The 22,232-nt window shown below is 73.3% G+C and carries 20 protein-coding genes; 8 read left to right on the top strand and 12 right to left on the bottom strand.

What is annotated here, in order from left to right; all coding sequences use genetic code 11:
- The 6 genes from E0504_RS22055 to E0504_RS22030 form a co-directional block, all read right to left on the bottom strand.
- A partial coding sequence (locus tag E0504_RS22055) for an acyl-CoA dehydrogenase family protein (RefSeq protein ID WP_131625791.1) occupies positions 1-986 on the bottom strand: 986 nt, incomplete at its 3' end.
- A 560-nt stretch (positions 987-1,546) separates the two neighbouring features.
- Positions 1,547-2,827 carry an HNH endonuclease signature motif containing protein gene (locus tag E0504_RS22050; RefSeq protein WP_112105228.1) on the bottom strand — a complete coding sequence of 427 codons (1,281 nt, stop codon included), beginning with the start codon at positions 2,825-2,827 and terminating at the stop codon, positions 1,547-1,549.
- Between the two features lie 631 nt (positions 2,828-3,458).
- The gene (locus E0504_RS22045; protein WP_071067067.1) at positions 3,459-4,229 is read right to left on the bottom strand and encodes an SDR family NAD(P)-dependent oxidoreductase; all 771 of its coding nucleotides are present in this window, start codon (positions 4,227-4,229) and stop codon (positions 3,459-3,461) included.
- 183 nt (positions 4,230-4,412) lie between these two features.
- The gene (locus tag E0504_RS22040) at positions 4,413-5,450 is read right to left on the bottom strand and encodes a LacI family DNA-binding transcriptional regulator (protein WP_071067068.1); all 1,038 of its coding nucleotides are present in this window, start codon (positions 5,448-5,450) and stop codon (positions 4,413-4,415) included.
- 83 nt (positions 5,451-5,533) lie between these two features.
- Positions 5,534-6,874, bottom strand: coding sequence for a Na+/H+ antiporter NhaA (nhaA, locus tag E0504_RS22035; RefSeq protein WP_198541505.1), 1,341 nt, complete (start codon positions 6,872-6,874; stop codon positions 5,534-5,536).
- Between the two features lie 142 nt (positions 6,875-7,016).
- The gene (locus E0504_RS22030) at positions 7,017-8,525 is read right to left on the bottom strand and encodes a glycosyltransferase 87 family protein (RefSeq protein WP_131625790.1); all 1,509 of its coding nucleotides are present in this window, start codon (positions 8,523-8,525) and stop codon (positions 7,017-7,019) included.
- 112 nt (positions 8,526-8,637) lie between these two features.
- On the opposite strand from E0504_RS22030, the gene E0504_RS22025 reads away from it, so the two are divergent.
- Positions 8,638-9,837 (top strand): molybdopterin-dependent oxidoreductase, encoded by a 1,200-nt coding sequence (locus E0504_RS22025; RefSeq protein WP_131625789.1) that lies wholly within the window; start codon positions 8,638-8,640, stop codon positions 9,835-9,837.
- A complete protein-coding gene (locus E0504_RS22020) occupies positions 9,834-10,367 on the top strand; it encodes a hypothetical protein (protein WP_235013735.1) in 534 nt (177 codons plus the stop codon). Before E0504_RS22025 ends, E0504_RS22020 begins: the two co-directional genes overlap by 4 nt.
- Here the strand turns inward: E0504_RS22020 and E0504_RS22015 are convergent.
- The 3 genes from E0504_RS22015 to E0504_RS22005 form a co-directional block, all read right to left on the bottom strand.
- Positions 10,294-10,998, bottom strand: a complete 705-nt coding sequence (locus E0504_RS22015) for a class I SAM-dependent methyltransferase (protein WP_112105238.1) — start codon at positions 10,996-10,998, stop codon at positions 10,294-10,296. The genes E0504_RS22020 and E0504_RS22015 overlap by 74 nt on opposite strands.
- Positions 10,995-11,627, bottom strand: a complete 633-nt coding sequence (locus E0504_RS22010) for a DUF2064 domain-containing protein (RefSeq protein ID WP_243657572.1) — start codon at positions 11,625-11,627, stop codon at positions 10,995-10,997. Before E0504_RS22010 ends, E0504_RS22015 begins: the two co-directional genes overlap by 4 nt.
- Positions 11,628-11,749: 122 nt before the next feature.
- Positions 11,750-12,463, bottom strand: coding sequence for a glycosyltransferase family 2 protein (locus tag E0504_RS22005; protein WP_112105231.1), 714 nt, complete (start codon positions 12,461-12,463; stop codon positions 11,750-11,752).
- A gap of 169 nt (positions 12,464-12,632) precedes the next feature.
- Here E0504_RS22005 and E0504_RS22000 point away from each other — a divergent pair, with 169 nt between their 5' ends.
- The 6 genes from E0504_RS22000 to E0504_RS21975 all read left to right on the top strand — a co-directional run bounded on the left by E0504_RS22000 (position 12,633) and on the right by E0504_RS21975 (position 18,913).
- A complete protein-coding gene (locus E0504_RS22000) occupies positions 12,633-13,364 on the top strand; it encodes a response regulator transcription factor (protein WP_112105232.1) in 732 nt (243 codons plus the stop codon).
- A gap of 3 nt (positions 13,365-13,367) precedes the next feature.
- The gene (locus E0504_RS21995) at positions 13,368-14,483 is read left to right on the top strand and encodes a sensor histidine kinase KdpD (RefSeq protein WP_071067072.1); all 1,116 of its coding nucleotides are present in this window, start codon (positions 13,368-13,370) and stop codon (positions 14,481-14,483) included.
- Positions 14,484-14,577: 94 nt separating this feature from the next.
- Positions 14,578-15,624, top strand: coding sequence for an NAD-dependent epimerase/dehydratase family protein (locus E0504_RS21990; RefSeq protein ID WP_112105233.1), 1,047 nt, complete (start codon positions 14,578-14,580; stop codon positions 15,622-15,624).
- Between the two features lie 129 nt (positions 15,625-15,753).
- Positions 15,754-16,110: a helicase associated domain-containing protein gene (locus tag E0504_RS21985; protein WP_112105234.1), complete on the top strand. Its 357-nt coding sequence runs from the start codon at positions 15,754-15,756 to the stop codon at positions 16,108-16,110.
- Positions 16,107-18,542, top strand: a complete 2,436-nt coding sequence (locus E0504_RS21980) for a phosphoketolase (RefSeq protein ID WP_200835195.1) — start codon at positions 16,107-16,109, stop codon at positions 18,540-18,542. Before E0504_RS21985 ends, E0504_RS21980 begins: the two co-directional genes overlap by 4 nt.
- 107 nt (positions 18,543-18,649) lie before the next feature.
- Positions 18,650-18,913 carry a hypothetical protein gene (locus E0504_RS21975; RefSeq protein WP_243657571.1) on the top strand — a complete coding sequence of 88 codons (264 nt, stop codon included), beginning with the start codon at positions 18,650-18,652 and terminating at the stop codon, positions 18,911-18,913.
- Between the two features lie 42 nt (positions 18,914-18,955).
- On the opposite strand, the gene E0504_RS21970 is transcribed toward E0504_RS21975, so the two are convergent.
- The 3 genes from E0504_RS21970 to E0504_RS21960 form a co-directional block, all read right to left on the bottom strand.
- Positions 18,956-19,849 carry a universal stress protein gene (locus E0504_RS21970; RefSeq protein WP_112105235.1) on the bottom strand — a complete coding sequence of 298 codons (894 nt, stop codon included), beginning with the start codon at positions 19,847-19,849 and terminating at the stop codon, positions 18,956-18,958.
- Between the two features lie 151 nt (positions 19,850-20,000).
- Positions 20,001-21,572, bottom strand: a complete 1,572-nt coding sequence (locus tag E0504_RS21965; protein ID WP_112105236.1) for an AAA family ATPase — start codon at positions 21,570-21,572, stop codon at positions 20,001-20,003.
- Positions 21,573-21,846: 274 nt separating this feature from the next.
- Positions 21,847-22,232: response regulator transcription factor (locus tag E0504_RS21960; protein WP_131625788.1), on the bottom strand; the 386-nt coding region annotated here is incomplete at its 5' end.

Below are 22,232 nucleotides of genomic sequence, written 5' to 3'. Positions count from 1 at the left end.
GTGTCGGTGAGTTCGATGGTGCCCGGGAGCAGGTCGCGGGCGGTGTCGTACAGGCGTTGCTCGGCGGTGGCGAGCAGCACCTTGTCGATCGACGTCTCCGGCCCGAGGTGGGCACCCTCGCCGAGGTGGCGCTGGGTGGCATGCGAGCGGCAGCGGATGGTGTGCAGCGCCAGGTAGGCCGCACCCAGATCCGCGTCCGCCTGATCACCCGGCACGGTCGTCTCGGTCACCAGCCGGTCGAGCCGGGTGAACAGGTGGGCGACCCTGTGCCAGAAGCAGGTGGAGCGCTCGTGCGGGAGCAGGTCCATCGCCATCTGCCAGCCGTCGCCGGGCTTTCCGAGCATGCGGTCGCCGGGGACGACCACGTCGTCGAAGAAGACCTCGGCGAACTCCTCGACACCGTGCATCATTTCCAGCGGGCGGACGGTGATGCCGGGGGTGTCCATGTCGACGAAGAACGCCGTGATCCCGCCGTGGCCCGGCGCGGTGCGGGTGAGCAGCACGCAGCGCTCGGAGTACTGGGCCAGGCTCGTCCAGACCTTCTGCCCGTTGACCACCCAGTCGTCGCCCCGGGGCTCCGCCCGGGTGGACAGCGACGCCAGGTCACTGCCCGACCCCGGCTCGGAGAACCCCTGGCACCAGCTCTCGGTACCGGACAGCAGCAGCGGCACCATCTCGGCCGCCAGCGCCGGCGACGCATAGGAGATCATGGTCGGGACAAGTACCTCGACCATCGAGTAGATGCCCGGTTCGGCCAGACCACGGCTGGCCACCTCCTCGCCAAGTACGGCGCGCAGGACCGCCGGGCCACCGAGGCCACCCACCTCGGCGGGCCAGCCGTGACGCATCCAGCCCGCGTCGTACAGGGCGCGACGCACCCGCGCGAGCTGAGCCACCTGCCCGTCAAGGGAGTGGTCAGGTCCTGGGGTCAGGTCGTTCTCGGCAAGCCACGCCTGGAGATCCGACCGGAAGTCCGCGACGTCCATCTCACGCGACCTCGGCGCGGAACACGGCAGCTACCGTTACGGGCTGTCGGTCTGCGAACTCGGCAGGTATCGGCATCGCGGTCCTCCCTGACCCGGCGGCGGAGGACCCGGCGCGGACGGCGGAGCGTACGACGCACCAGTCATCGGCGGCCGGCAGGGCTCCTACACACCACCCGACTCCTGGCCGCCCACCCCATTCGATTCTCACTGGATGAGAAGAAGATTCTTTTCGGTGAGAGGAAGCTATCACTACACCACGCCTCCCGTCACCGCCGTCACGAGCTCTTACCCTCCCCTGCGCCGGGACGGCAACCCTGCCCAGGTCCCAGGCGTGCGCCAGCCTTCCTGGAGAGATCTTGATGGCTGGACTGGGACGGGAGCAAAGCGTGACGATCGGCGGCGAGCAGGTGCGTCTGCTCGCGCCGTGCCGCATCGACGACCTGGAGACGATCTCCCAGTTCAAGGAGGAAGCCCGCGAAGCGGTCCACCGGACACGGAGGCCCGCGCGATGCTCCGCACGGTCCGTCGACACGTCGTATCCGATAACCCGTACCTCAAAATTAATGCACCCCATTTTCTCTTCCTACGCGCGTATCGACTTCGAGATATGTGTGGGGGTTGGTGATGCTGGTTCGCCCGAGAGGGCTGACCCACACGAAGGTCCCTTCCTCTGGTTGGGTGACTTTCCAATGGCCGCGATGTTTCATCCGGTGGTGTCGGCGGCACAGCGGGCCGAGGTTCCTGGTGAGGGTCCGCCCGTCCTCGGAGAAAGGTATGGTGTGATCGGTGTCGGTGCGCTGTGAGGGTCGGGTGCAGCCCGTGAAAACGCAGGTTCGGTTGCGGGCGCGAACATGGCGGACCTGCGCGGTGTTAGGGAGACGCCGGTCGGCGACCTCGACCAGACGCCCTTGTGAATCGGTCAGAATCCGCCGCCAGGTCGAGCCGGGCCGGTCGGCCATCTCTCTGGCGATTCGAGCGGGGATCGGGCCGTACCCCGGAATCTCTCCGGGGTCGTCGGACAGGCCGATCAGGGTCGTCACAGGTACGACGACCTGAATCTCGCACGGCATCGGCGCGGCGTGGCTGCCTCGGCCCGTGAGCAGGTCGACCAGCACGTCGGCACGAATCTGGTCGCGGGTCCGGTCATCCCCCACGGACCTGTTGTCGCTGATGGAGCGGGCAGCCTGATCGATCCGCCGGTAGCAGGCCTCGGCGTCCTCCGCGGGAAGGACGGCGCCGAGCGAGCTTGTCCCGTCCTCGTCGGGCGAGACCCACACCCGCCGGTCCTTGCGCCGGGTCTCCGCCCGGTCCGCCGCCCCCTGCGGGTCGACCTTGGCCACGGCGCGCCGGCAGGCATCGGTGAAGGCACGCCGGTTCGGTCGCGCTCCTCCGGCGAGCACACACGCCTCGACCTCGCCCGCGGCGCGATCGTCAAGCGGGTGCACCGCCTTCTCCAGTGCGTGCAGCCGTTGGAGATCCAGAACTCCCGCCCTGAGTGCGTCGACCGCGGCCGGGAGACGCCGGGTGACCGTGCAGGCGAACGCCATCTGGGCCGTGGCCGACTGGGGCGAGACCGCCATCGCGGCGGCTACCTCTTCTGGTACGAACTCGTCGGACATCAGCGACTGCCCGGCGCCCGGCGGGAGCCGGAGGGCTGCGAACTGAGCCAGCAGGGTCAACAGACCCGCGTGGCCAGCCGCGATCACGCGCACGACACGAGAGATCTCCCTGAGCAGATCGCCTGCCTTCATGTCGAGCGCCTCGCGGGCAAGGAGGCCGCCGCCCGTCTCCCCCGCGTCTTCTTCTGGGCCGGCCGAGTGCGCCGTCGGCCTTCCGGTCACGGTGGCAGCCTCATCTCCGAGTACGGGCCGGCGGGCTGACCCGGCGGATGTGGCAGCAGAACCGGTCCTGGTACCGGGCGCGTGAGCGACGGTGCGTCGCCCACGCGGCGACGCACCACACCTCGAGCCGGGAACAGAGGTCACGGTGTCACCGCCTATCCATCAAACCGTTGGGATCGAACGTGCGTTCGACGCTATGGCTGGCGGGCGGGGAGAACAAGTGACTCGAGAGAGAGACCACGCCAAGTTCACGCAATCCTGCATATCCATCAGGCAATCTCGCGTGGTCGCAAAAATGGTATCGACAGATTTCCTCGAGCCTTGACTACGACGCCACTCGTGATACCTTCGAGATGTCTCAGGGCTCCCGAGAGCGAGACACTGAACATTAATTTTAAAATAGTGATCGATTCCCGAAGGCGCTAGGAGTCTGCTGACTCACCGGCAGGCAGCCGTCGGAAATCCTTGCGTACATCGTCGGGTGCGCGGGCGATGCCACGCTCGATATGATGCGCCGCCGACGAGTTCGGTTTTCCGTCCACCGTGATCGCCGTGAAGACCCACGCGGTAGAGGACGCCCTGCTACCGCTCCAGCGTTCCGGCCCGACGGGTGCCGGGCCGGAACGCACGGTCAGAGAGTCCGGAAGAGGCCGCCGTCGACGAGGATCTGCGCGCCGTTCACATAGCTGGCCGCAGCGCTCGCCAGGAAGACGCAGACGCCGACCATGTCTCCGGGTGCCCCAATCCGCTTCATCGGATTCATCTCGCCGGCCAGGCGCTTCGCGTCCGGGCCCCAGGCCTTGGTTATGTCGGTGTCGAACGCGCCGGGAAGCACCAGGTTCGCGCGTACCTTGGGCGACCACGCGCCGGCCAGCCCGAGAGTCAGGGCGTTGAGGGCCGCCTTCGCCATGGCGTAGGGGAGATCGCTCGCGTTGGGGCGCAACGAACCCGCCGTCGTCACGTTGATGATCGACCCGCCGTCGCCGGCCGCCATCCTCGATCCCACGAGGGCGCTCAGCCGGAACGGGCCGCCCGCGTTCACCGCGTGGACCTTGTCGTAGAGCTCCTGGGTCACCGAGGTGAGGGTGTCGTAGACGGGGGACATCCCTGCGTTGTTCACCAGGACGTCGCAGCGGCCGAACCTGTCGTAGACCGCGTCGGCGAGGCGGTCGCAGTCGTCCCACCGGCCGACGTGGCAGGCGACGGGAAGCGCCCGCCGACCGGTCTCGGCCTCGATCTCGGCGGCCGCGGCCTGGCAGGCCTCGATCTTGCGGCTGGCGACGACGACGTCGGCGCCGGCCGCGGCGAGCCCCCCGGCCACCGCGCGGCCGATCCCCCGGCTGCCGCCGGTCACGACGGCGACCCGTCCGGTGAGGTCGAAGAGCTGGTCAGGTGTCTTCATCGTGTCGTCTGCCACCGTGCGAGTCTCGCCGATCGGCCGCTCGCATGGAGCGGGTCACCCCCGTGGACGAGGTCGACGGCGAGCCAGCGCGGACCGTGCCGCCGCGCACGCCGGTGGCACGCCGATGCCACTGCTCCCGGCCGCCGCACGCCACCCGCCGGCGCTCGGGCCCTTTGGCGGTGTTCAGGCGACGACGTCCGCCGGCCGGCGCCCGGTGGACGCCCGGACCACCAGCTCGGGTGCCAGCACGACCTGGCTGTGCTCATGTCCCGCGCGGTCGCGCGTCTCCGCCAGCAGCAGCTCGGCGGCGGTACGTCCCAGCAGCTGGCGCGGCCGCGCCACGGAGGTCAGCGGAACCGCCGCCACGGCGGCGAGCTCGATGTCCTCGTAGCCGGCCACGGCGAGATCGTCGGGGACGCGCAGGCCGAGCCGCGTCACCTGCTGCAACAGGCCGAGGGCGACCATGTCGTTGGCGCAGAGCACGGCCGTGGGACGTCCGCTGCCGGACAGACCGGCCAGTCGTTCCCCGGCCCGGCGGCCGGCGGCGACGTCGGCGCCGCGGGTGTCGACCCGCAGCAGGCTGTCCGGGTCGGCACCGGCGTGCAGCAGGCCGCGGCGGGCGCCGGCGAGCCGGTCGGCGACCCGCCACTGACCCGGGCCTCCGACGAAGGCGATCCGGGTGTGGCCACTGTCTAGCAGATGGGACACGGCGAGCTCACCGCCGGCCACGTCGTCGACCGTCACCGAACAGATCCCCGGCCCGCCGGCGCGGTCGACGAGCACGACCGGTGTCCCCCGCCGCGCCAGCGACACCAGGGGCTCGTCGACCTCGCCCACCGGAGTGAGAAGGACTCCCTCGACGCGCTGCTGTTCGAGCAGGCTCAGGTAGGTCGCCTGCCGGCGGGACTCCTCGCCGCTGTTACACAGGAACACCGCCAGCTCGGCGCGATCCGCGACCTCCTGGACACCGGCGCCGACGTCGGCGAAGACGGGATTGGCGGTGTCGGGCACCACGTAGGCGAGCAGCCGGCTGCCGCCGGCCCGCAGTTGCCGCGCGGACTCGTTGCGGACGAAGCCGAGGGTGGCGATCGAGGCGAGCACCCGTTCCCGGGTGGGCCGGGCGACCAGCTCCGGCCGGTTGAGCACGTTCGACACCGTGCCCAGCGACACCCCGGCGTGCGCCGCGACGTCCTTCACGCTCGGAACGTCCGTCCCGGCCATCGCGCCCCCTCCGGTCGTCCCTGGCCCTTCCCCCGATTGTCGTCCGGATCTCCCCACGGTTGGCGTTGGCCATCTCGATGGCCTCAGCCGACGGTCGGTTCCTGGAAGACGTCGGGGATGCCGTCGGCGTCGCGGTCGACGGCCTCCCGCTCCGCCAGCCGGCGGTACACCCGGTTACGCGCCCGCAGCACGATCGAGGCGAGCAGTGCCGAGGCCAGCGAGCCGATCAGGATGGCGGCCTTGACGTGATCGTTCTCCGCTGTGTCGGCGCCGAAGGCCAGCTCGCCGATGAGCAGGGAGACAGTGAACCCGACTCCGGCGAGCACGGCGACGCCGGCGACATCCCACCAGGACAGGTCGGGGTCCAGCTCGGCCCGGGTGAACCGGGCGAGCAGGACGGTGGCACCCATCACCCCGATTGGCTTGCCCAGCAGCAGACCCATCACCACACCCAGGCCGGCCGGATCGGCCAGCGCGGCGCCGACGCCGCCGCCCGCGAGCGAGACCCCGGCGGCCATCAACGCGAACACCGGAACCGCGACGCCCGCCGAGACGGGACGCCAGGCGTGTTCGAACCGCTCGGACATCCCGGCGTGCTCGCCGGAGCGAGGGCGGGCCGGCACGGCGAACCCCAGCAGTACCCCGGCGATGGTCGCGTGCACCCCCGAGGTGTGCATGAGGGCCCAGGCGACGAGCGCGAGCGGGATGAGCAGCCACCAGCGGGTGACGCCGCGGTTCACCAGCAGCGCGAACACCGCGATGACCGCGAGGGAGCCCGCCAGCGGCGCGGGGCTGAGCCGGTCGGTGAAGAACACGGCGATGATCACGATCGCGAGCAGGTCGTCGACCACCGCCAGCGTCAGCAGGAACGACCGCAGCGCCGCCGGCAGATGCGTCGTGATGATCGCCAGCACCGCGACCGCGAAGGCGATGTCGGTGGCCGTCGGCACCGCCCAGCCCTCGGGGGAGCCGTCCACGGCCAGGCCGTTGACCAGCGTGTAGATGAGCGCGGGCACGAGCATCCCGCCAAGGGCGGCCACGATGGGCAGCGCCGCGCGGCTCGGTGATCTCAGATCGCCGAGGACGAACTCGCGTTTGAGCTCGAGGCCCACCACGAAGAAGAAGATCGCGAGCAGCCCGTCGGCGGCCCAGTGCTCCAGGTCCAGATGCAGGTGCAGGGACGCGGGGCCCACGCCGGTGTGGACGACGGTGGCATAGGCGTCCCGCCACGGTGAGTTCGCCCAGACCAGCGCCACCACGGCGCCCGCGAGCAACAGCAGGCCGCCGACCGTCTCACTGCGCAGGATCCCGGCGACGTACCGTGCCTGCGGCCAGGTCGGCCGGGCCAGCAGCCGCGGCCGGGACACCGACGAGCCGGAGCCCGAGGCAGGGCCGGGCGCGGGGGCTGGGGGAACGCTCGGCATCGGCTGGTCTCCTCGGTCGGCGCGGTCCCGCGGCGCCGCCCCGACCTCACGAAGGGTGACCATCCTGAACCGGTCGTCCCTGGCTGTGAGGGCGCGACGCGCCACCTCGCCGACCAGACTTCCCGGCACACCGGGACCGATCCTACCGAGCGCACCGCGACGCTGCCGGCCAACCGGGCGCGCCGCTGGATCGAGCCCGGATCCGGCGGACCGCGGCGGTCAGCGCGACCGCGGCGGCGCCCAGGACGTAGCCGCCGGGCCGGGCGTAGACGTCCTCGACGGCCAGGTCCCGGAACAGCGCCATGTACAGCACATACGGGCCGACGGCGACCGCCGCCCATTCGAGCCGGCCGGCGAGGACGGCGAGCGCGACCAGCAGCACCCCGTACCAGGGCTGGGCCGGAGTCGCGACGAGGAAGGCCGCCCCCACCAGCCACAGCGCGCCACGCTCCACCGGCAGGCGGGCGGGCTCCGAGCGCCACACCGCGAGGACGACGCCGGCGAGCACGGCGCCCGCGGCCACCTTCGCCGCCGTCCCGGTCAGACCCAGCAGGCCCAGCAGGAGGAAGCGGTGTCCCTGCGCGTAGCCCTCGACCGACAGGTACTTCGGCAGGAAGCCGACCACGTCCGTTCCCACGGCCGCCACGTGCGGCAGATAGGACAGGCCGACGACCGCGGCCGCCGCGCCGAGGACGGCCACGGGGCGCCGCCGGGCGGCGGCGGGCAGCAGCAGCGCCGGGTAGAGCTTCACCGCCACCGCGGCGCCGAGCAGCGCGCCGGCCGCCGCCGCCGTCCGGGTGGTCGGGCGCGGGCGCGGGCGTGGACGCGCACCGGGCCGCGCGAGCAGCGCCAGCGCCGCGACAGCGAAGATCACGGCCAGGACGTCGACATGGCCGTCCATGCCGATGTCGATCCCGGCCGAGGGCCCCCAGGCGTAGGCCGCGGCCAGGCCGGGATGGTGGCCGAACCGCGGCAGCACCCGGATCAGCAGGCCGGTCAGCAGCAGCGACAGCACCGCGACATAGAGCTGGATCTTGTTCTCCCGCGGCGGCCCGGGCAGGTGGTGGACGGCCACGAAGTACGCCTGGGCCACCGGCGGGTAGATCGTGTGCGCGGTCGGGTAGTTGATCCGCGTGCAGCCGGAGCCGCGGCCGAGGGCGGCACAGCCCACCGGGTCGGGCCACAGCCAGCTGTCGCGGAGCCCGGCCAGCTCCGCGGAGTTGGTCGCGTAGTGGTACGGGTCGATGCCCGCGGCGGAGACCTTGCCGTCCCAGGCGTAGCGGTAGAGGTCGTCACTCATCCGCGGTCCGGAGGTGAGGGCGAGGAGGTGCACGGCCACCGCGCCGACCAGCAGCACGGCGGTGACACCGCGTCGGGGCGCGGCCCGGACGAGGGCGGCCACCGCGGCCAGAGCCAGCGCCCACCAGCCGAGAGCCAGGTAGAGGACGGCCGGCCCGCCGGGCAGGGGCCCGGGCTGCGCGATCACGGCACACTCGGTGGCGAGCGCGCCGGCCAGCAGGACGACCGCCACAGCCAGCCATCGGCGCCCGGCGCCCGGCGGGTCGGCGGCAGCCGGCACCGGCCCCTCGTCCCGCGCTGGGCCGCCGAGACGGATCGCGTCGTCTCGGGTGCGGTGGGGGCTGACGGCCATGGGGCCAGCGTGCCCACGCTCAGACCCGCCCGGGACGACCGGCGCGCGACATCCTCGAATCGTAAGGAGATGATCAGCGGCCACGGCGGGCCGGCGTGCCTACGGTGCGCGCGTGGATCTCATCGACCGCGAGCTGCCGGCGCCACCGGAGCGGCTGCGCCGCGGGCCGTTCCGTCCCGGCGCCTTCAGCAGCCGCCTGCACGACCCGCGGCTGGCCTCGCTGCTCGGCATCTGGCTCGGGGTCGCGTTCGGCACGGCGTTCGCCACCGGACTGGTCTCGCACTTCATGCAGCATCCGCCGGGCTGGCTGCAGTGGCCGTCCCGGCCGGCGTGGCTCTACCGGCTCACTCAGGGCGTGCACGTCGCCACCGGGCTCGCGTCCGTTCCGCTGCTGCTGGCGAAGCTGTGGACGGTCTACCCGCGGTTGTGGGAGTGGCCGCCGGTGCGCACCGTCGCGCCCGCCCTGGAGCGGATCACCATCATCCCGCTGATCGCCGGGGCGATCTTCCAGCTCGCGACGGGCATCGCGAACATCGCCCAGTGGTATCCGTTCCGCTTCTTCTTCACCGTCACGCACTACTGGGTCGCCTGGATCACGATCGGCGCGCTGGTCGTGCACATCGCCACGAAGATCGCGGTCGTCCGGGCCAACGTGGGGCGCGGGCGGGCCGGGCGCGCGGGACTCACCGACCGTGTGAGCCAGCCCGAGCCGGCCGGCGACGGGCTGTCGCGGCGCGGGTTCGGCCTCGCCGTGGGCACCGCGGCCGGTGTGATCACGGCGACGACCGCGGGACAGTTCGTCCCGGGCCTGGGTGGCACGGTGCTGCTCGCGCCGCGCCGGCCCGATCTCGGGCCGCAGCACCTGCCGGTGAACCGGACGGCGGTCGCGGCCGGCGTGCTCGCCCTGGCCCGCGACCCCGGCTACCGACTGACGGTCGGCGGCCCGCGGCCGTTCACCCTGTCCGCGGCCGAGCTCTTCGCGCTGAGCCGGGCGACGGTGGATCTGCCGATCACCTGTGTCGAGGGGTGGGCGGCCGACGCGACGTGGACGGGGGTACGGCTCGTCGACCTGTTGGAACGGGCCGGGATACCGGCCGGCGCGACGGTGCGGGTCGAGTCCCTGGAAACCCGTGGCGGCTACCGGGCCAGCGAGGTCGACCCGCCGCACGCGCGTGATCCCAGGACGCTGCTCGCGACCCGGCTCGGCGGCGAGCCGCTCGACCTCGACCACGGCTATCCGGCGCGGCTGATCGCGCCGAACCGGCCGGGAGTCCTGCAGACAAAGTGGGTGCACCGGGTGGTGATGCTGTGACCGGCCACGACGCCGACGACGCTGCCGAGGCCGGGGCCGGAGCCGGAGCCGGAGCCGCTCCGAGGCGAGGCGGCGGCCTCACGCGGCTTGCGGTGGCGCTGACGGCGCTCGGCGGGCTCGCGGCACTCGGCTACGGGATCGACGGACTGCTGAGCGAGACACGGGCCACCAATCCGCACAACTCCCTGCGGTGGCTGATCGCCGGCGTCCTGGCCCACGACGTGCTGCTGGTGCCTGCGGTCGCGCTGGTCGGGCTGCTGCTGAGCCGCGCCGTCCCGGGTCCGTACCGGGCGGTGGTCCAGGGTGCGCTGATCGTCTCGGGCTCGGTGGCGGCGGCGAGCCTGCCGCTCTGGCGGGGCTACGGCGGCACCCCCGGCAACGCGACGGTCGACGCGCTGCCCTACGGGCGGAACCTGCTGATCGTGCTCGGGGCGGTCTGGGCCGCCGCCACGGTCATCATGGTGTTCCGGCGACGGCGGTCCCGGCGGTCACGGCGGTCCCGACGGACTGGACCGGCTCGAGGCATGTGACGTACCGACTCGCCCGCTGCCGCACCTCGGTCACGGTGAGCCCGGCCTCGGCCGCCAGCGGGCCGATGCCGTCCACTCCCACGGCGGCCCAGCGGAACGGCGCGCTGGCGAGGGCGGCGGTCTCCAACGTGGTCCAGTAGCACTCCGTCGGCCGTCCGGGGCCGTCGACCTCGACCAGGATCCTGCCGCCGGCGGCGAGCAGCTCCGCCGCCCGGAGCAGCAGCCGCGCGGGATCGCCGCCGATGCCGATGTTGCCGTCCGCCAGCACGATCTCGCGCCAGTGGCCGCTGCCCGGCACGGGGCCGAAGACGTCCAGGCACATCGCGGCCGCCCCCGCCCGGCGGGCCAGCGCGACCGCACCGGCGGCGATGTCGATACCGAGCGCCCGCACGCCGCGGCGGGCGAGCGCCGCGGTGATGCGCCCGGGGCCGCAGCCGACGTCGAGCGTCGGGCCGGCGCAGCCGTCGACCAGCGTCTCGTCGCCCGGGGCGAGCCCGCCGAGCCACAGGTCCAGCGGCAGCGGGCGGCGCCCGCCGGGGTGCGAGGCCCACAGCCCGTGGCCCGGTGCGCGCAGGGCCGCCTCGTAGACCCCGCGAGCATGCGGACGTTCCCTGGTCGAGTGGGTGGTCACCGCTCCCCCGCCGGTCTCGCCGCGACACCGGGGCACAGCCGCAGCTCGTGGACGGCGGCCGCGAACCGCCCGCCGGGAGCAAGCGCCGCCACCGGGGCCACGTCCGCGGCGGTGTCGACGTCCCGTAGGACGGGCAGCTCGACCACGCCCAACCCCGCCGCGCGCAGCCGGGCGAACTGGCAGGCGCCGGTGTCCGGTGTGGACGTCGCCACTCCCCGCACGAGGCCACCGGCCGAGGCGCGCAGTCCCAGCGCCCACCAGCCGCCGTCGAGGGCCCGCCCGAGGACGGCGTCCGCGCCGGCGCGCAGCTCCAGCAGGGCCGCGACCAGCTCGTCCTGGCCGATCTGCGGAGTGTCCATCCCGATCAGCAGGGCGGGCTGCCCGCGGACGGCGTCGAAGGCCGCCGCCAGCCGGGTGTCGAAGGAGCCGGTGGCCTGGGCTACGACGGTGAACCCCGGCGGCAGCCAGGGGCCGGGCTCGCCGTCGAGGACGACCATCGGCCGGGCGCCCAGCGAACGGCAGGCGCCGGCGACCGCGTCGAGGGTGTCGGCGAGGGCCGCGGCCGCCAGCCGGGCGGCCTGCACCGGGCTGTACGGCGGGGTGAGTCTGGTCTTGACCCGGCCGGGCACGGGTGTCTTGGCGATGACGAGCAGGTGCGGCCCACCGCCGGAACCAGACCGCCTTCGATCAGCCCTCCCGGGAGCGGGCCGGTCAGGCACCGGCCGGTCGGCCGCCGGAGCCCGCTGGCCGCTCACGGCAGCCGGCGCAGGATCGCCGACATGTCCCGGACCGCGCGGACGGTGCCCGTGGCGGTGCCGGTGACCTTGGATTTCCCGCTCCGCGGCAGATAACGGACGTCGGTCTCGACGATGTTCCACCCGGCCGCGGCCGCCCGGGCGACAAGCTCCAGTGGATAGCCGAAGCGGCGGTCGGTCACCCCCAGGCCCAGCAGGTCGGCCCGGCGGGCCACCCGCATCGGCCCCAGGTCGCGGATCCGCACGGCGCAGCGCCGGCGCGCGGCGGCCACGACCACGGCGTTGCCGGCCCGCGCGTGCGCGGGCCAGGCCCCGGCGGTGACGGGCCGGCGCCGACCGAGGACGAGGTCGGCCGGCCACCCGCCCGCGCCCACACCACCGCCGGGGCCCGCGGTCAGCAGCCTGACGAGGCGCGGCAGATCGGTGGGGTCGAGGGACGCGTCGGCGTCGCAGCAGCAGACGATCGGCGCGGTCGCCGCGAGCAGGCCGGCGTGGACGGCCGCGCCGTAGCCGCGCTCGGCGGCCTCGACCACGGTGGCGCCGAGCTCCCGGGCCAGGTGCGCCGAGCCGTCCGTGGAGCCGTTGTCGGCGACGATCGCGCGGTACCCGGCCGGCAGGCGCGACAGCACCCACGGCAGCGCGGCGGCCTCGTCCAGGCACGGGAGGATCACGTCGACCGCGCCGGGCGGCGCACCACTGTCAGCGACCATGGGCCGCACGCTAGTCACCGAACGTGCTCGCACTTCTTACGAAACGAGGACGGCCGGGGCTCGCGACGCTGGCCGCCGCGGCCGCGGCCGCGGCGGACCGAAGATTACGAATCCCGAACGTCCGACCGCGCCCGCCGGCCGGCCCGCCTCGCGCGTCTACCGTGGGCCCGTGGCCCGTGTCCTGCTCGTCGACGACGACACCACGGTGTCGGACGTCGTCAGCCGCTACCTGTCCAACGCCGGCTTCGAGGTGGACACCGCGGCCGACGGCTGGGCCGCGCTCGCCACCGCCGAACGGCGCCCGCCTGACCTGGTCGTCCTCGATCTGATGCTGCCGGGCCTGCCCGGCCTGGAGGTCTGCCGGCGGCTGCGGGCCCACGGCCACGTGCCGGTGGTGATGCTCACCGCCCTGGGCGCGGAGTCGGACCGGATCACCGGCCTGGAGACCGGCGCTGACGACTACGTGACCAAGCCGTTCTCACCGCGGGAGCTCGTGCTGCGGGTCCAGTCGGTGCTGCGGCGCACCCACGAGCCGCCGCCGGGTGCCGCGGGCCGTCCGGTGCTGCGCGGTGGCGGCCTGGTCGTCGACGTCGCCGGGCGGACCGTCTCCCGGGACGGCCGGGAGGTGTCGCTGACGGTCCGCGAGTTCGACCTGCTCGCGTTCCTGCTGCGGCATCCCGGTGAGGCGTTCTCCCGGGCGGTGCTGCTGGAACGGGTGTGGGGCTGGACGTACGGGGACACCTCTACGGTCACCGTCCACGTCCGCCGGCTCCGGGAGAAGATCGAGCCGGATCCGACCTCGCCGGCCGTGCTCACCACCGTGTGGGGCGTGGGCTACCGCTGTGACCTGGCCACCGTCGCCGGCCCGGCTGTCGGTGCCGACCCGGCCGCGGGCGGCTGAGCCGTGGGAGCGAAGCTGGAGATCGCCGCGATCGCGCTCGCCTGCTCGATCGCGGCCCCGGCGATCGCGGCGCCGGTGCTGCACCGGTTCCGCCGGGCGTCGCTGGGCGTCTGGGGAGCCGTGGTGATCGCGGTCGGCGTGATCGGGATGGCCGCCGGGGTCGCCGTCACGGCGCGGATGATGTTCCTCTCCAACCATGATCTCGACGTCGTGCTCCTCGTCGTCGCCGTCTCCGGCACGGTGACCGCACTGATGATTTTCTGGCTCGGGCTGCCGGTCGCGCGGGCGTCCTTCGCGCTCACAGAGGCGGCCGGCCGGCTCGGTGACACCACCTACCGTCCGCTGGCGACGGAACCGCCCAGCGCCGAGCTGGCGGCGATCTCCCGAGCCCTCGACGCCACCCACGCACGCCTGCTCGCCGCCACGGAACGTGAGCGGGCGCTGGAGGCGAGCCGTCGGGAGCTGGTCTCCTGGGTGAGCCACGACCTGCGAACACCCATCGCGGGGATCCGGGCCGTCGCCGAGGCCCTCGTCGACGGTGTGGTCGACGACTCTGAGACCGTCGCCGCCTACCACCGGACGATGGTGGCGAACAGCGAGCGGCTGACGACACTCATCGACGAGCTGTTCGAGCTGTCCAGGCTGCACTCGGGCGCCCTCGAGCTGAGCCTGGAGAACGTCCGCGTCGCCGACGTGGTCTCCGATGTGATCTCCACGGCCGACCCGATCGCCCGCGCCAAGGGCGTCCGGCTCACCGGGCGCGCCGATGAGACCGACCGCTTCGAGGTGGACGTCGTCGAGGTCGGCCGGGTGCTGACCAACCTGGTGGCCAACGCGATCCGACACACTCCGAGCGACGGCACCGTCGCCGTCGCCGCGACGGTGGTGGACGGGCGCGCCGAGCTCTCCGTCTCCGACGCCTGCGGCGGGATACCGGCGGCAGACCTCGGTCGGCTCTTCGACACCGGATACCGCGGCGAGCGCGCGCGGACACCACCGGGCGCCGGGATCGGGCTCGCCATCGTCCGGGCCGTCGTCGAGGCGCACGGCGGCGAGGTGAGCGTCCACAACATCACCGGGGGATGCCGGTTCGTCGTCGGCCTGCCCGTCGCGTCCTGATCCGCCGCCGGCGCGGGGCGCGGCGGCGCGGGGGTAGGGCGGCGTCAGCGGTTCGTAAGATCCGGCATCGGAAACCGGCGGTAGCGTCCGCGACGTGCGCGTTCTCGTCACCGGCGGCGCCGGTTTCATCGGCTCCCGCATCGTCGACGTCCTGCTCGCCGCCGGCGACGAGGTGCGCGTCCTGGACGCGCTGCTGCCGGCCGCGCACCGCCACCGGCCCGAGACCGACGACCGCGCCCAGTTCCTGGAGGGCGACGTGCGCGACGCGGGCCAGGTCCGCGCCGCGCTCGACGGGGTGGACGCCGTCTGCCACCAGGCGGCCATGGTCGGGATGGGCGTCGACCTCGCCGACCTGCCGGCCTACGCGTCGCACAACGACCTCGGCACCGCCGTGCTGCTGGCCGGGATGGTCCGCGCCGGGATCCCGCGGCTGGTCCTGGCGAGCTCGATGGTCGTCTACGGTGAGGGCGCCTACCGGTGCGCGGCGGACGGCCCGGTGCGCCCCGCCCCCCGGCGGGAGGCCGACCTGGCCGCGGGGCGGTTCGAGCCGCCCTGCCCGGCGTGCGGACGTCCACTCGAGCCCCGGCCGGTCACCGAGGACGCGCCGCTCGACCCGCGCAGCGTCTACGCGGCCACCAAGCTGGCCCAGGAGAACCTGGCCTCCGCGTGGGCGGCGGCCAGCCACGGAACCGTCATCGCCCTGCGCTACCACAATGTGTACGGCCCGCGGATGCCGCGGGACACCCCGTACGCCGGGGTCGCCGCCATCTTCCGCAGCGCGCTGGAGCGGGGTGAGCCGCCGGCGGTGTTCGAGGACGGCGGCCAGCTCCGCGACTTCGTCCATGTCACCGACGTCGCCCGCGCGAACGCGCTGGCGCTGCACCGGCGCGAGGCGGAGCCCGGCCGACTGACGGCGCTGAACATCGGCAGCGGCCGGCCGCGCACCATCGGTGACCTGGCGCATGCCCTCTCGCGGGCCCACGGCGCGGCCGAGCCGGTGATCACCGGGCGTAGCCGCGCGGGGGACGTCCGGCACGTGTTCGCCTCCTCCGACCGGGCCGGTGACGTCCTCGGTTTCCGGGCCGCCGTCGACTTCGACAAGGGCGTCGTCGACTTCGCCCACGCACCGCTGCGCACCTGACCAGCGCCGGGAAGGACGTTCTACCCGCCGGCACCGGGCCGAAGAGCGCTTCCCGCCCGACCCCGTGGTGAAGAAAGTTGCGGGGTGGAAATCCGACGATCCGCAGGCAGCGGATCAGGCGGGAAGGCGATGAGGGTCGTGACCGGTGATCACAGGACCGCCGCCGACGACGCGCGGCGGTCCAGACGGCTGGAGCGGGGCGTCGGGCGGCTGTCCGCGGCGCAGGAACGGGCGGAGGACTCCCGGTTCGACCAGGGGCTGGCCGCGTTGCGGGCCTACGCGCACGCCCAGGGCGACACCCTCATGCCGGACGGCTACCTCGACTCGGACGGCTTCCCGCTGGCCGCCTGGGCCGCCGGCGAGCGCATCGCCCACCTGGAGGGTGATCTCTCCGGCACGCGACGCGATGCACTGGAGCGCATCCCCGGCTGGCAGTGGGAGCCTGTTCGGGACCGCTGGCATCGCACAGGAGAGGACCGCGTATGACCGCTCCGGCCGTCCACGACCAGGAACACGGCGCTCACGAACACGGCGGCCTGGAGCACGGGCTCGACGAGGCCCAGCTGGACGGGCTGATCGCCTACTGGAACGCGGCGAACTACCTGACCGCGGCGCAGATCTACCTGATGGACAACCCGCTGCTGCGCCGGCCGCTGCGCCGCGACGACATCAAGCCGCGGCTGCTGGGCCACTGGGGGACGTCCCCGGCGCTGAACCTGGTCTACGCCCACCTGAACCGGCTGGTCCGCCGGACCGGCCAGGATGTGCTCTACGTGGCCGGCCCCGGGCACGGCGGGCCGGCGCTGGTCGCCAACACCTACCTGGAGGGCACGTACTCGGAGATCTACCCGAGCGTGTCGCGGGACGTCGCCGGGCTGACCCAGCTCGTGCGGAGGTTCTCGACCCCCGGTGGTATCCCGAGCCATGTCAGCGTCCCGACGCCGGGGTCGATCCACGAGGGCGGCGAGCTCGGCTACGCGCTCGTCCACGCGTTCGGCGCCGTGTTCGACCACCCCGATCTGCTGGTCGCCGCCGTTGTCGGCGACGGCGAGGCCGAGACCGGCCCGCTGGAGGGCAGCTGGAAGGGCGTCGACTTCCTCAACCCGTCCCGCGACGGCGCGGTGCTGCCGATCCTCAACCTCAACGAGTACAAGATCGCCAACCCGACGGTGCTCGGCCGGCTCTCCCGGGAACGGCTGAACCACCTGTTCGCCGGCCACGGGTACGACGTCCTGTGGGTGGAGGGGGACGACGTCCGCGCGGTGCACCGTGCGTTCAGCGCCGCGCTCACCACAGCGCACAGCCGCATCCGCGACATCCAGCGGACGGCCCGACGTCCAGGTGCCACCGTCACCGAGGCGCCGATCTGGCCGATGATCGTGCTGCGGACCCCGAAGGGCTGGACCGGCCCGCACGAGGTGGACGGCGTCCTTGTCGAGGGGACGTTCCGAGCGCACCAGGTGCCGCTGGCGGGGGTGCGGGACAATCCCGAGCATCTCGCCCAGCTCGAGGCCTGGCTGCGCTCCTACCAGCCCGAGCGGCTGTTCGACGCCGACGGCCGGCTGGTCCCCGAGCTGGCGGCGCTCGCCCCGGACGGCCCGGCCCGGCTCGGCGCCACCAGCTACGCCAACGGCGGCGTGCGCACCGAGCCGCTGCGGCTGCGCGACTGGCGGGCCCACGCCCTCGACGTCGACCCGGCCCGCCGTGGCAGCCTCGTCCACGAGACGACCCGGCCGCTGGGCGAGATGCTCGCCGACGTCTACCGGGACAATCCGACCACCTTCCGGGTCTTCAGCCCGGACGAGCTGGCCAGCAACCGCCTCGGCGCGATCCTGGACGTCACCGACCGCTGCCTGGTCGCGCCGATCGACCCGCGCGACGACCGGGTCAGCCCGGCCGGCCGGGCGATGGAGGTCCTCTCCGAGCACCTGTGCGAGGGCTGGCTGGAGGGCTACACCCTGACCGGCCGGCACGGCCTGTTCGCCACCTACGAGGCGTTCGCGATGGTGTCGGCGTCGATGGTGATCCAGCACACCAAGTGGCTCCAGGAGGCGAGCCGGCTGGCGTGGCGCGCCCCCGTCCCGAGCCTGAACGTCCTGCTGACCAGCACCTGCTGGCGCAACGACCACAACGGCTTCTCCCACCAGGGGCCGGGGCTCATCGACACGGTCGTGCCGCTCTCGCCCGGGGTCGCCCGGATCTGGCTGCCGCCGGACGCGAACAGCCTGCTCTCGGTCGCCGACCACTGCCTGCGCAGCCGCGACCACGTCAACCTGCTCGTCGCCGACAAACAGTCGCACCTGCAGTACCTGACCGCCGACGAGGCCGCCGAGCACGCCGCCCGCGGCGGGTCGGTCTGGGACTGGGCCGGCACCGAGACCGACCTCGACCGTGAGCCCGACGTGGTCCTCGCCGGGATCGGCGACGTGCCGACACTGGAGATCCTCGCGGCCGCGGACCTGCTCCGCCGGTACGTGCCCAGCCTGGCCGTCCGGGTCGTCAACATCATCGACCTGATGGCCCTGCTGCGCTCGGACCTGCACCCGCACGGGTTCTCGACGCCGATGTTCCGCGCGCTGTTCACCGACTCGACGGACGTCGTCGTCGGCTTCCACGGCTACAGCCGGGCCGTCCACCAGTTGCTGCACGGCCGGGCGAACCCGCAGCGGTTCCACGTCCGCGGGTTCACCGAGCAGGGCACGACCACGACGCCGTTCGACATGGTCGTCCGCAACGGCCTGAGCCGGTACCACCTGGCCCAGCTCGCCGTGGAGTTCGCCCGGACCACCCGTCCCGGCACCGACCGCCTGGTCAGCCACTGCCAGGACCAGCTGACCCGCCACGAGGCCCACGTCACCGAGCACTTCGAGGACCTGCCCGAGATCCGGGAGTGGACCTGGCCGGGCCGCGATGCCTGAGCCGGACCGCGGGCTTGCGGGGCCGCGGGCTTGCGGGGCCGCCACCGGGCGGGGCGGACGTCTCCCGGAGCTCGCCGAAGGTCATGCCAGCGGGTGACCCCGCGCCGGTGAACGCTCTGACGGCGCGGGGCACCCTGAACTGCATGCGATGGAGCACCAGCAACGGTTACCGGGTCGAGGAGACGATCATTGCGATGGACGGTGGGCGGCGCGCTCGCGTCCTTCGCGTCACCCGTGACGGTCTGGCCGTCGGGGATTTCGCGGCGTGGGGTGAGCTGCTCGCCGACATCGACCTCGGCGTCCCCTTCGAGGAGCACGGCGAGGCCCCGGGCGCGGGCAGGCCGCCGGCAGCGGACCGCACCGCCGCGTGACGTGAGGAGCACTTCCACGCCGCGGTGCGGCTGACCCCGCGGTTAGCCGGCTGCCCGGACGACGGCGACCGGGCAGCCGGCGTGGTGAACGCACTGGTGGCTGACCGAGCCGAGGAGCAGCCCGGCGAACCCGCCGTGCCCGCGGGAGCCGACGACGAGCAGGCTCGCGTCGGTGGACACCCGGAGCAGGCCGGGCGCCGCCGCGTCCTCGACCAGCACCCGCTCGACACGCAGGCCGGTGTTCTCCACCTGTGCCCGCGCGACGCAGTCGTCCAGCAGCGCCTGCGCCGACTTCTCCAGGGTCGGGACGTCCAGCCCCGCGTACGCCCCCGGGTAGAGCGGGGCCGCCGGGAACCAGGAGTGCACGACACGCAGGCTGGTCTCACGCGACCTGGCCTGCGCCGCCGCCACCCGCACCGCCGCGACCGAGGCCGCGGAGCCGTCCACACCGACGACCACCGGACCCGTCGGCCGGAGGTGACCGGCCCGCACGACGACCACCGTCGACCTCGCCCTGTGCAGGCAGACGTCGGTGACCGAACCGGCGAGCAGGCGGTGCTTCCGGTTGGCCCCGTGCAGCCCCACGACCAGCATCTCCGCCTCGGCGGAGGCGTCGAGCAGCGCCTCGGCCGCACCCCGTCGCTCCACCTTCTCGACCATCGCGGTGGGCCGGGAGAGCTTGGCGGCGCGGCCGATCGCGGTCTGCAGCACGTGGTAGGCCGCGGCCTCGGTCTCGTGTTCGCCCGCCGTCCCGGCACCCGCCTTCTCCGCGCCCGCCGTCGCGGTCACCGAGGACACGGCGGGCGGGCAGTGCTTCGGATCCCAGGCGAGCATGACGGTGAGCGGGGAGTCCTGCCTGCGCGCCTGCGCCATCGCCCACCGCAGCGCCTCCTCGGCGTCGGCCGACCCATCCACTCCGACCACGATTCCGGCCATCCCACTTCTCTCCTTCACTGCGGGACATCGACGCGAGGGCATCTGTCAGGGATCCGCGTCCACCGGTGCGTCGGTCGGTGAACCCCTTCGGGGGACGGCGGCGCCAGGCGCCGCCTGAAACTCAGCGGCGACGCCGGGCACCGCCCGGGTGTCAGTCGACGACCCGCCGGGCGGCGGCGACCGTCTCCTCGACGGACCCCGTGGTGTCGATCTCGAACGCGGCCGGCCAGAGGTCGGCGCGATCGGCCATCGCCGCGTGAATCACGCCCGTCGCGTCCGAGGCGTCCGCACCGGTCCCGCGAGCCCGCATGGACCGCCGGGACTCGATGCGGGCGACGGCAACCGGCGCCGGGGCCACACAGCGCACCTGCGCCAGGTCGGCGCCGGTCGCCTTCGCGGTTTCGGCGGCGAGTTCCCGGAACAGCCCGGAGGACCAGGATGCGTCGAGCACGACGCTCTGGCCGCGCTCCAGCGCCTGCCGCGCCCTCGCGATCAACTCGGCGTAGCTGTGCTCGGTCGCCTCGGCATCGTAGATCCCCGCACCGGGGGCGACGTCGACCGCGATGTCCGGGGCCAGTCCGGCCAGTTCCTTGCGCACCACGTCCGAGCGCAGCAGCACCCATTCGTCCTGCCCGTCGACCAGGCCGCTCGCCAGCGTCGACTTGCCCGTGCCGGGCAGCCCGCCGACCAGCACCAGCCGCACCCGGCCCCGGCGGAGGTGCGCCAGCGCGATGTCGGCGAGCCGGCGCGCCTCCTCGGCGGCCTCCGGATCGCCCTGGTGGTCGCGGATGCACGCGATGCGCACCCGGACGAACGCCCGGTAGGCGATGTAGAGGTGCTCCAGGGACGCCGGATGGGTCTCGCCGGAGAACTCCCGGTAGGCGTCGAGGAACGTCCGGGCCGCCGCCGGGGCGCCGAGCCGCTCCAGGTCCATCGCGAGGAACGCGACGTCGGCGAGGACGTCACCGACCCGCAGCCGGCGGTCGAAGTTGATGCAGTCCAGCACCCGCGGGCCGTCGTCCAGGCAGTAGATGTCGTCGGCGAGCAGGTCACCGTGCCCGTCGCGGATCCGCCCGGCGCGCTGCCGCTGTGCCAGCAGGGGCGCCCGGCCGGCCAGGTACCGCAGGGCCAGCCGGCCGATCTCGTCGACGGTGCCGGCGTCCAGGATCGAGCCGCGGAAGGGCGCGACGGCGTCCATCGCCTCCAGCCACAGCGCCTCCAGGTTGGCGAGCCCACCGGCCCGGGAGATCTCCGGCGAGGTCTCGCACCGCTCGTGGAACGCCGCCATCGTGCGGGCGATCACGCGCAGTTCGTCGGTCAGGTCGGCGCCGCCGCGCACCAGCTCCGACAGCCGGCGGTCGGCGGGCATCCGGCGCATCACGACCATGTGGTCGCGCGGGTGACCCTCTTCGTCCCGAATGTCGGCGACGCCGAGGTACACGTCCGGGGCCAGCCGCCGGTTGAGACGCACCTCGTCCTCGCAGGCCGTGAGCCGCGCGTGCCGGGTGCGGAGATCCACGAAGCCGAGGTCGACCGGCTTGCGCAGCTTGTAGACGCGGTCCTCGGTCAGGAAAAGGATCGCAGTGTGCGTCTCCACGGTCTCCCGGTTGTCCAGATGGAGTTCCGGGGCCGGCTGCTTCTCCGTCGCCCCGACCTCCAGCTCTCCAGAGAAATCGGAAGCGAGATCCGCTTTGTCCGGCACCGAATTCTTCTGAACCAGCATCCGATGTCTCCAGACGTGTTCGGGACGATATCGCCACGACCATCGACGTGTGGTCCACCGGTGCCGACCGAATGGTCCGGGCTCCGGGATCGTCCGTCGTGGTCCGACTCCCTCCACGGGAAACGATCCCCTATTCGGGCCGGGCCGTCAGGGGACGATCGGGACGCCGGGCCGGCGGACCTCCAGCCCCGTGACGACGGGACCTTCGGGCAACCCGCCCACCCATCGCCTGTGCGGGGGGGCAGCCGGCGGCCACCCCCCGCACACGCCCGGGCTACTCCCCGGTCTGCTTCATCAGGTAGACGGCGGCCTGCGTACGGCTCGCCAGGCCGAGCTTCTCCAGAATGCTCGACACGTAGTTCTTCACCGTCTTCTCCGACAACCCCAGCCGTGTGCCGATCTGCCGGTTCGTCAACCCGTCCGCGATCAGCTGCAGGATCTCGCGCTCCCGCTGGTTCAGCGTCGCCATCGCCGGGTCCTCGCTCGGCCCGTCCCGCAGCCGCTCCAGCACCCGCCGGGTCACCGACGGAGCCAGCAGCGACTGCCCCGACGCCACCGTCCGGATCGCCCCCACCAGGTCGTTGCCCCGGATCTCCTTCAGCACGTACCCCGCCGCACCCGCCATGATCGCCGAGAACAGCGCCTCGTCGTCGTCATAGG

The organism is Parafrankia sp. BMG5.11 (assembly GCF_004337455.1).
Note: the sequence above shows the minus strand (reverse complement) of the source record. Positions and strands in the feature narration are given on the sequence as shown.

Coding starts and splice junctions, on each gene's coding strand:
- E0504_RS22045 (WP_071067067.1), bottom strand. CDS start 4,229: ATGAAGACACCTGACCAGCTCTTCGACCTCACCGGACGGGTCGCCGTC.
- E0504_RS22040 (WP_071067068.1), bottom strand. CDS start 5,450: ATGGCCGGGACGGACGTTCCGAGCGTGAAGGACGTCGCGGCGCACGCC.
- nhaA (WP_198541505.1), bottom strand. CDS start 6,874: ATGCCGAGCGTTCCCCCAGCCCCCGCGCCCGGCCCTGCCTCGGGCTCC.
- E0504_RS22030 (WP_131625790.1), bottom strand. CDS start 8,525: ATGGCCGTCAGCCCCCACCGCACCCGAGACGACGCGATCCGTCTCGGC.
- E0504_RS22005 (WP_112105231.1), bottom strand. CDS start 12,463: ATGGTCGCTGACAGTGGTGCGCCGCCCGGCGCGGTCGACGTGATCCTC.
- E0504_RS21985 (WP_112105234.1), top strand. CDS start 15,754: ATGAGGGTCGTGACCGGTGATCACAGGACCGCCGCCGACGACGCGCGG.
- E0504_RS21980 (WP_200835195.1), top strand. CDS start 16,107: ATGACCGCTCCGGCCGTCCACGACCAGGAACACGGCGCTCACGAACAC.
- E0504_RS21970 (WP_112105235.1), bottom strand. CDS start 19,849: ATGGCCGGAATCGTGGTCGGAGTGGATGGGTCGGCCGACGCCGAGGAG.
- E0504_RS21965 (WP_112105236.1), bottom strand. CDS start 21,572: ATGCTGGTTCAGAAGAATTCGGTGCCGGACAAAGCGGATCTCGCTTCC.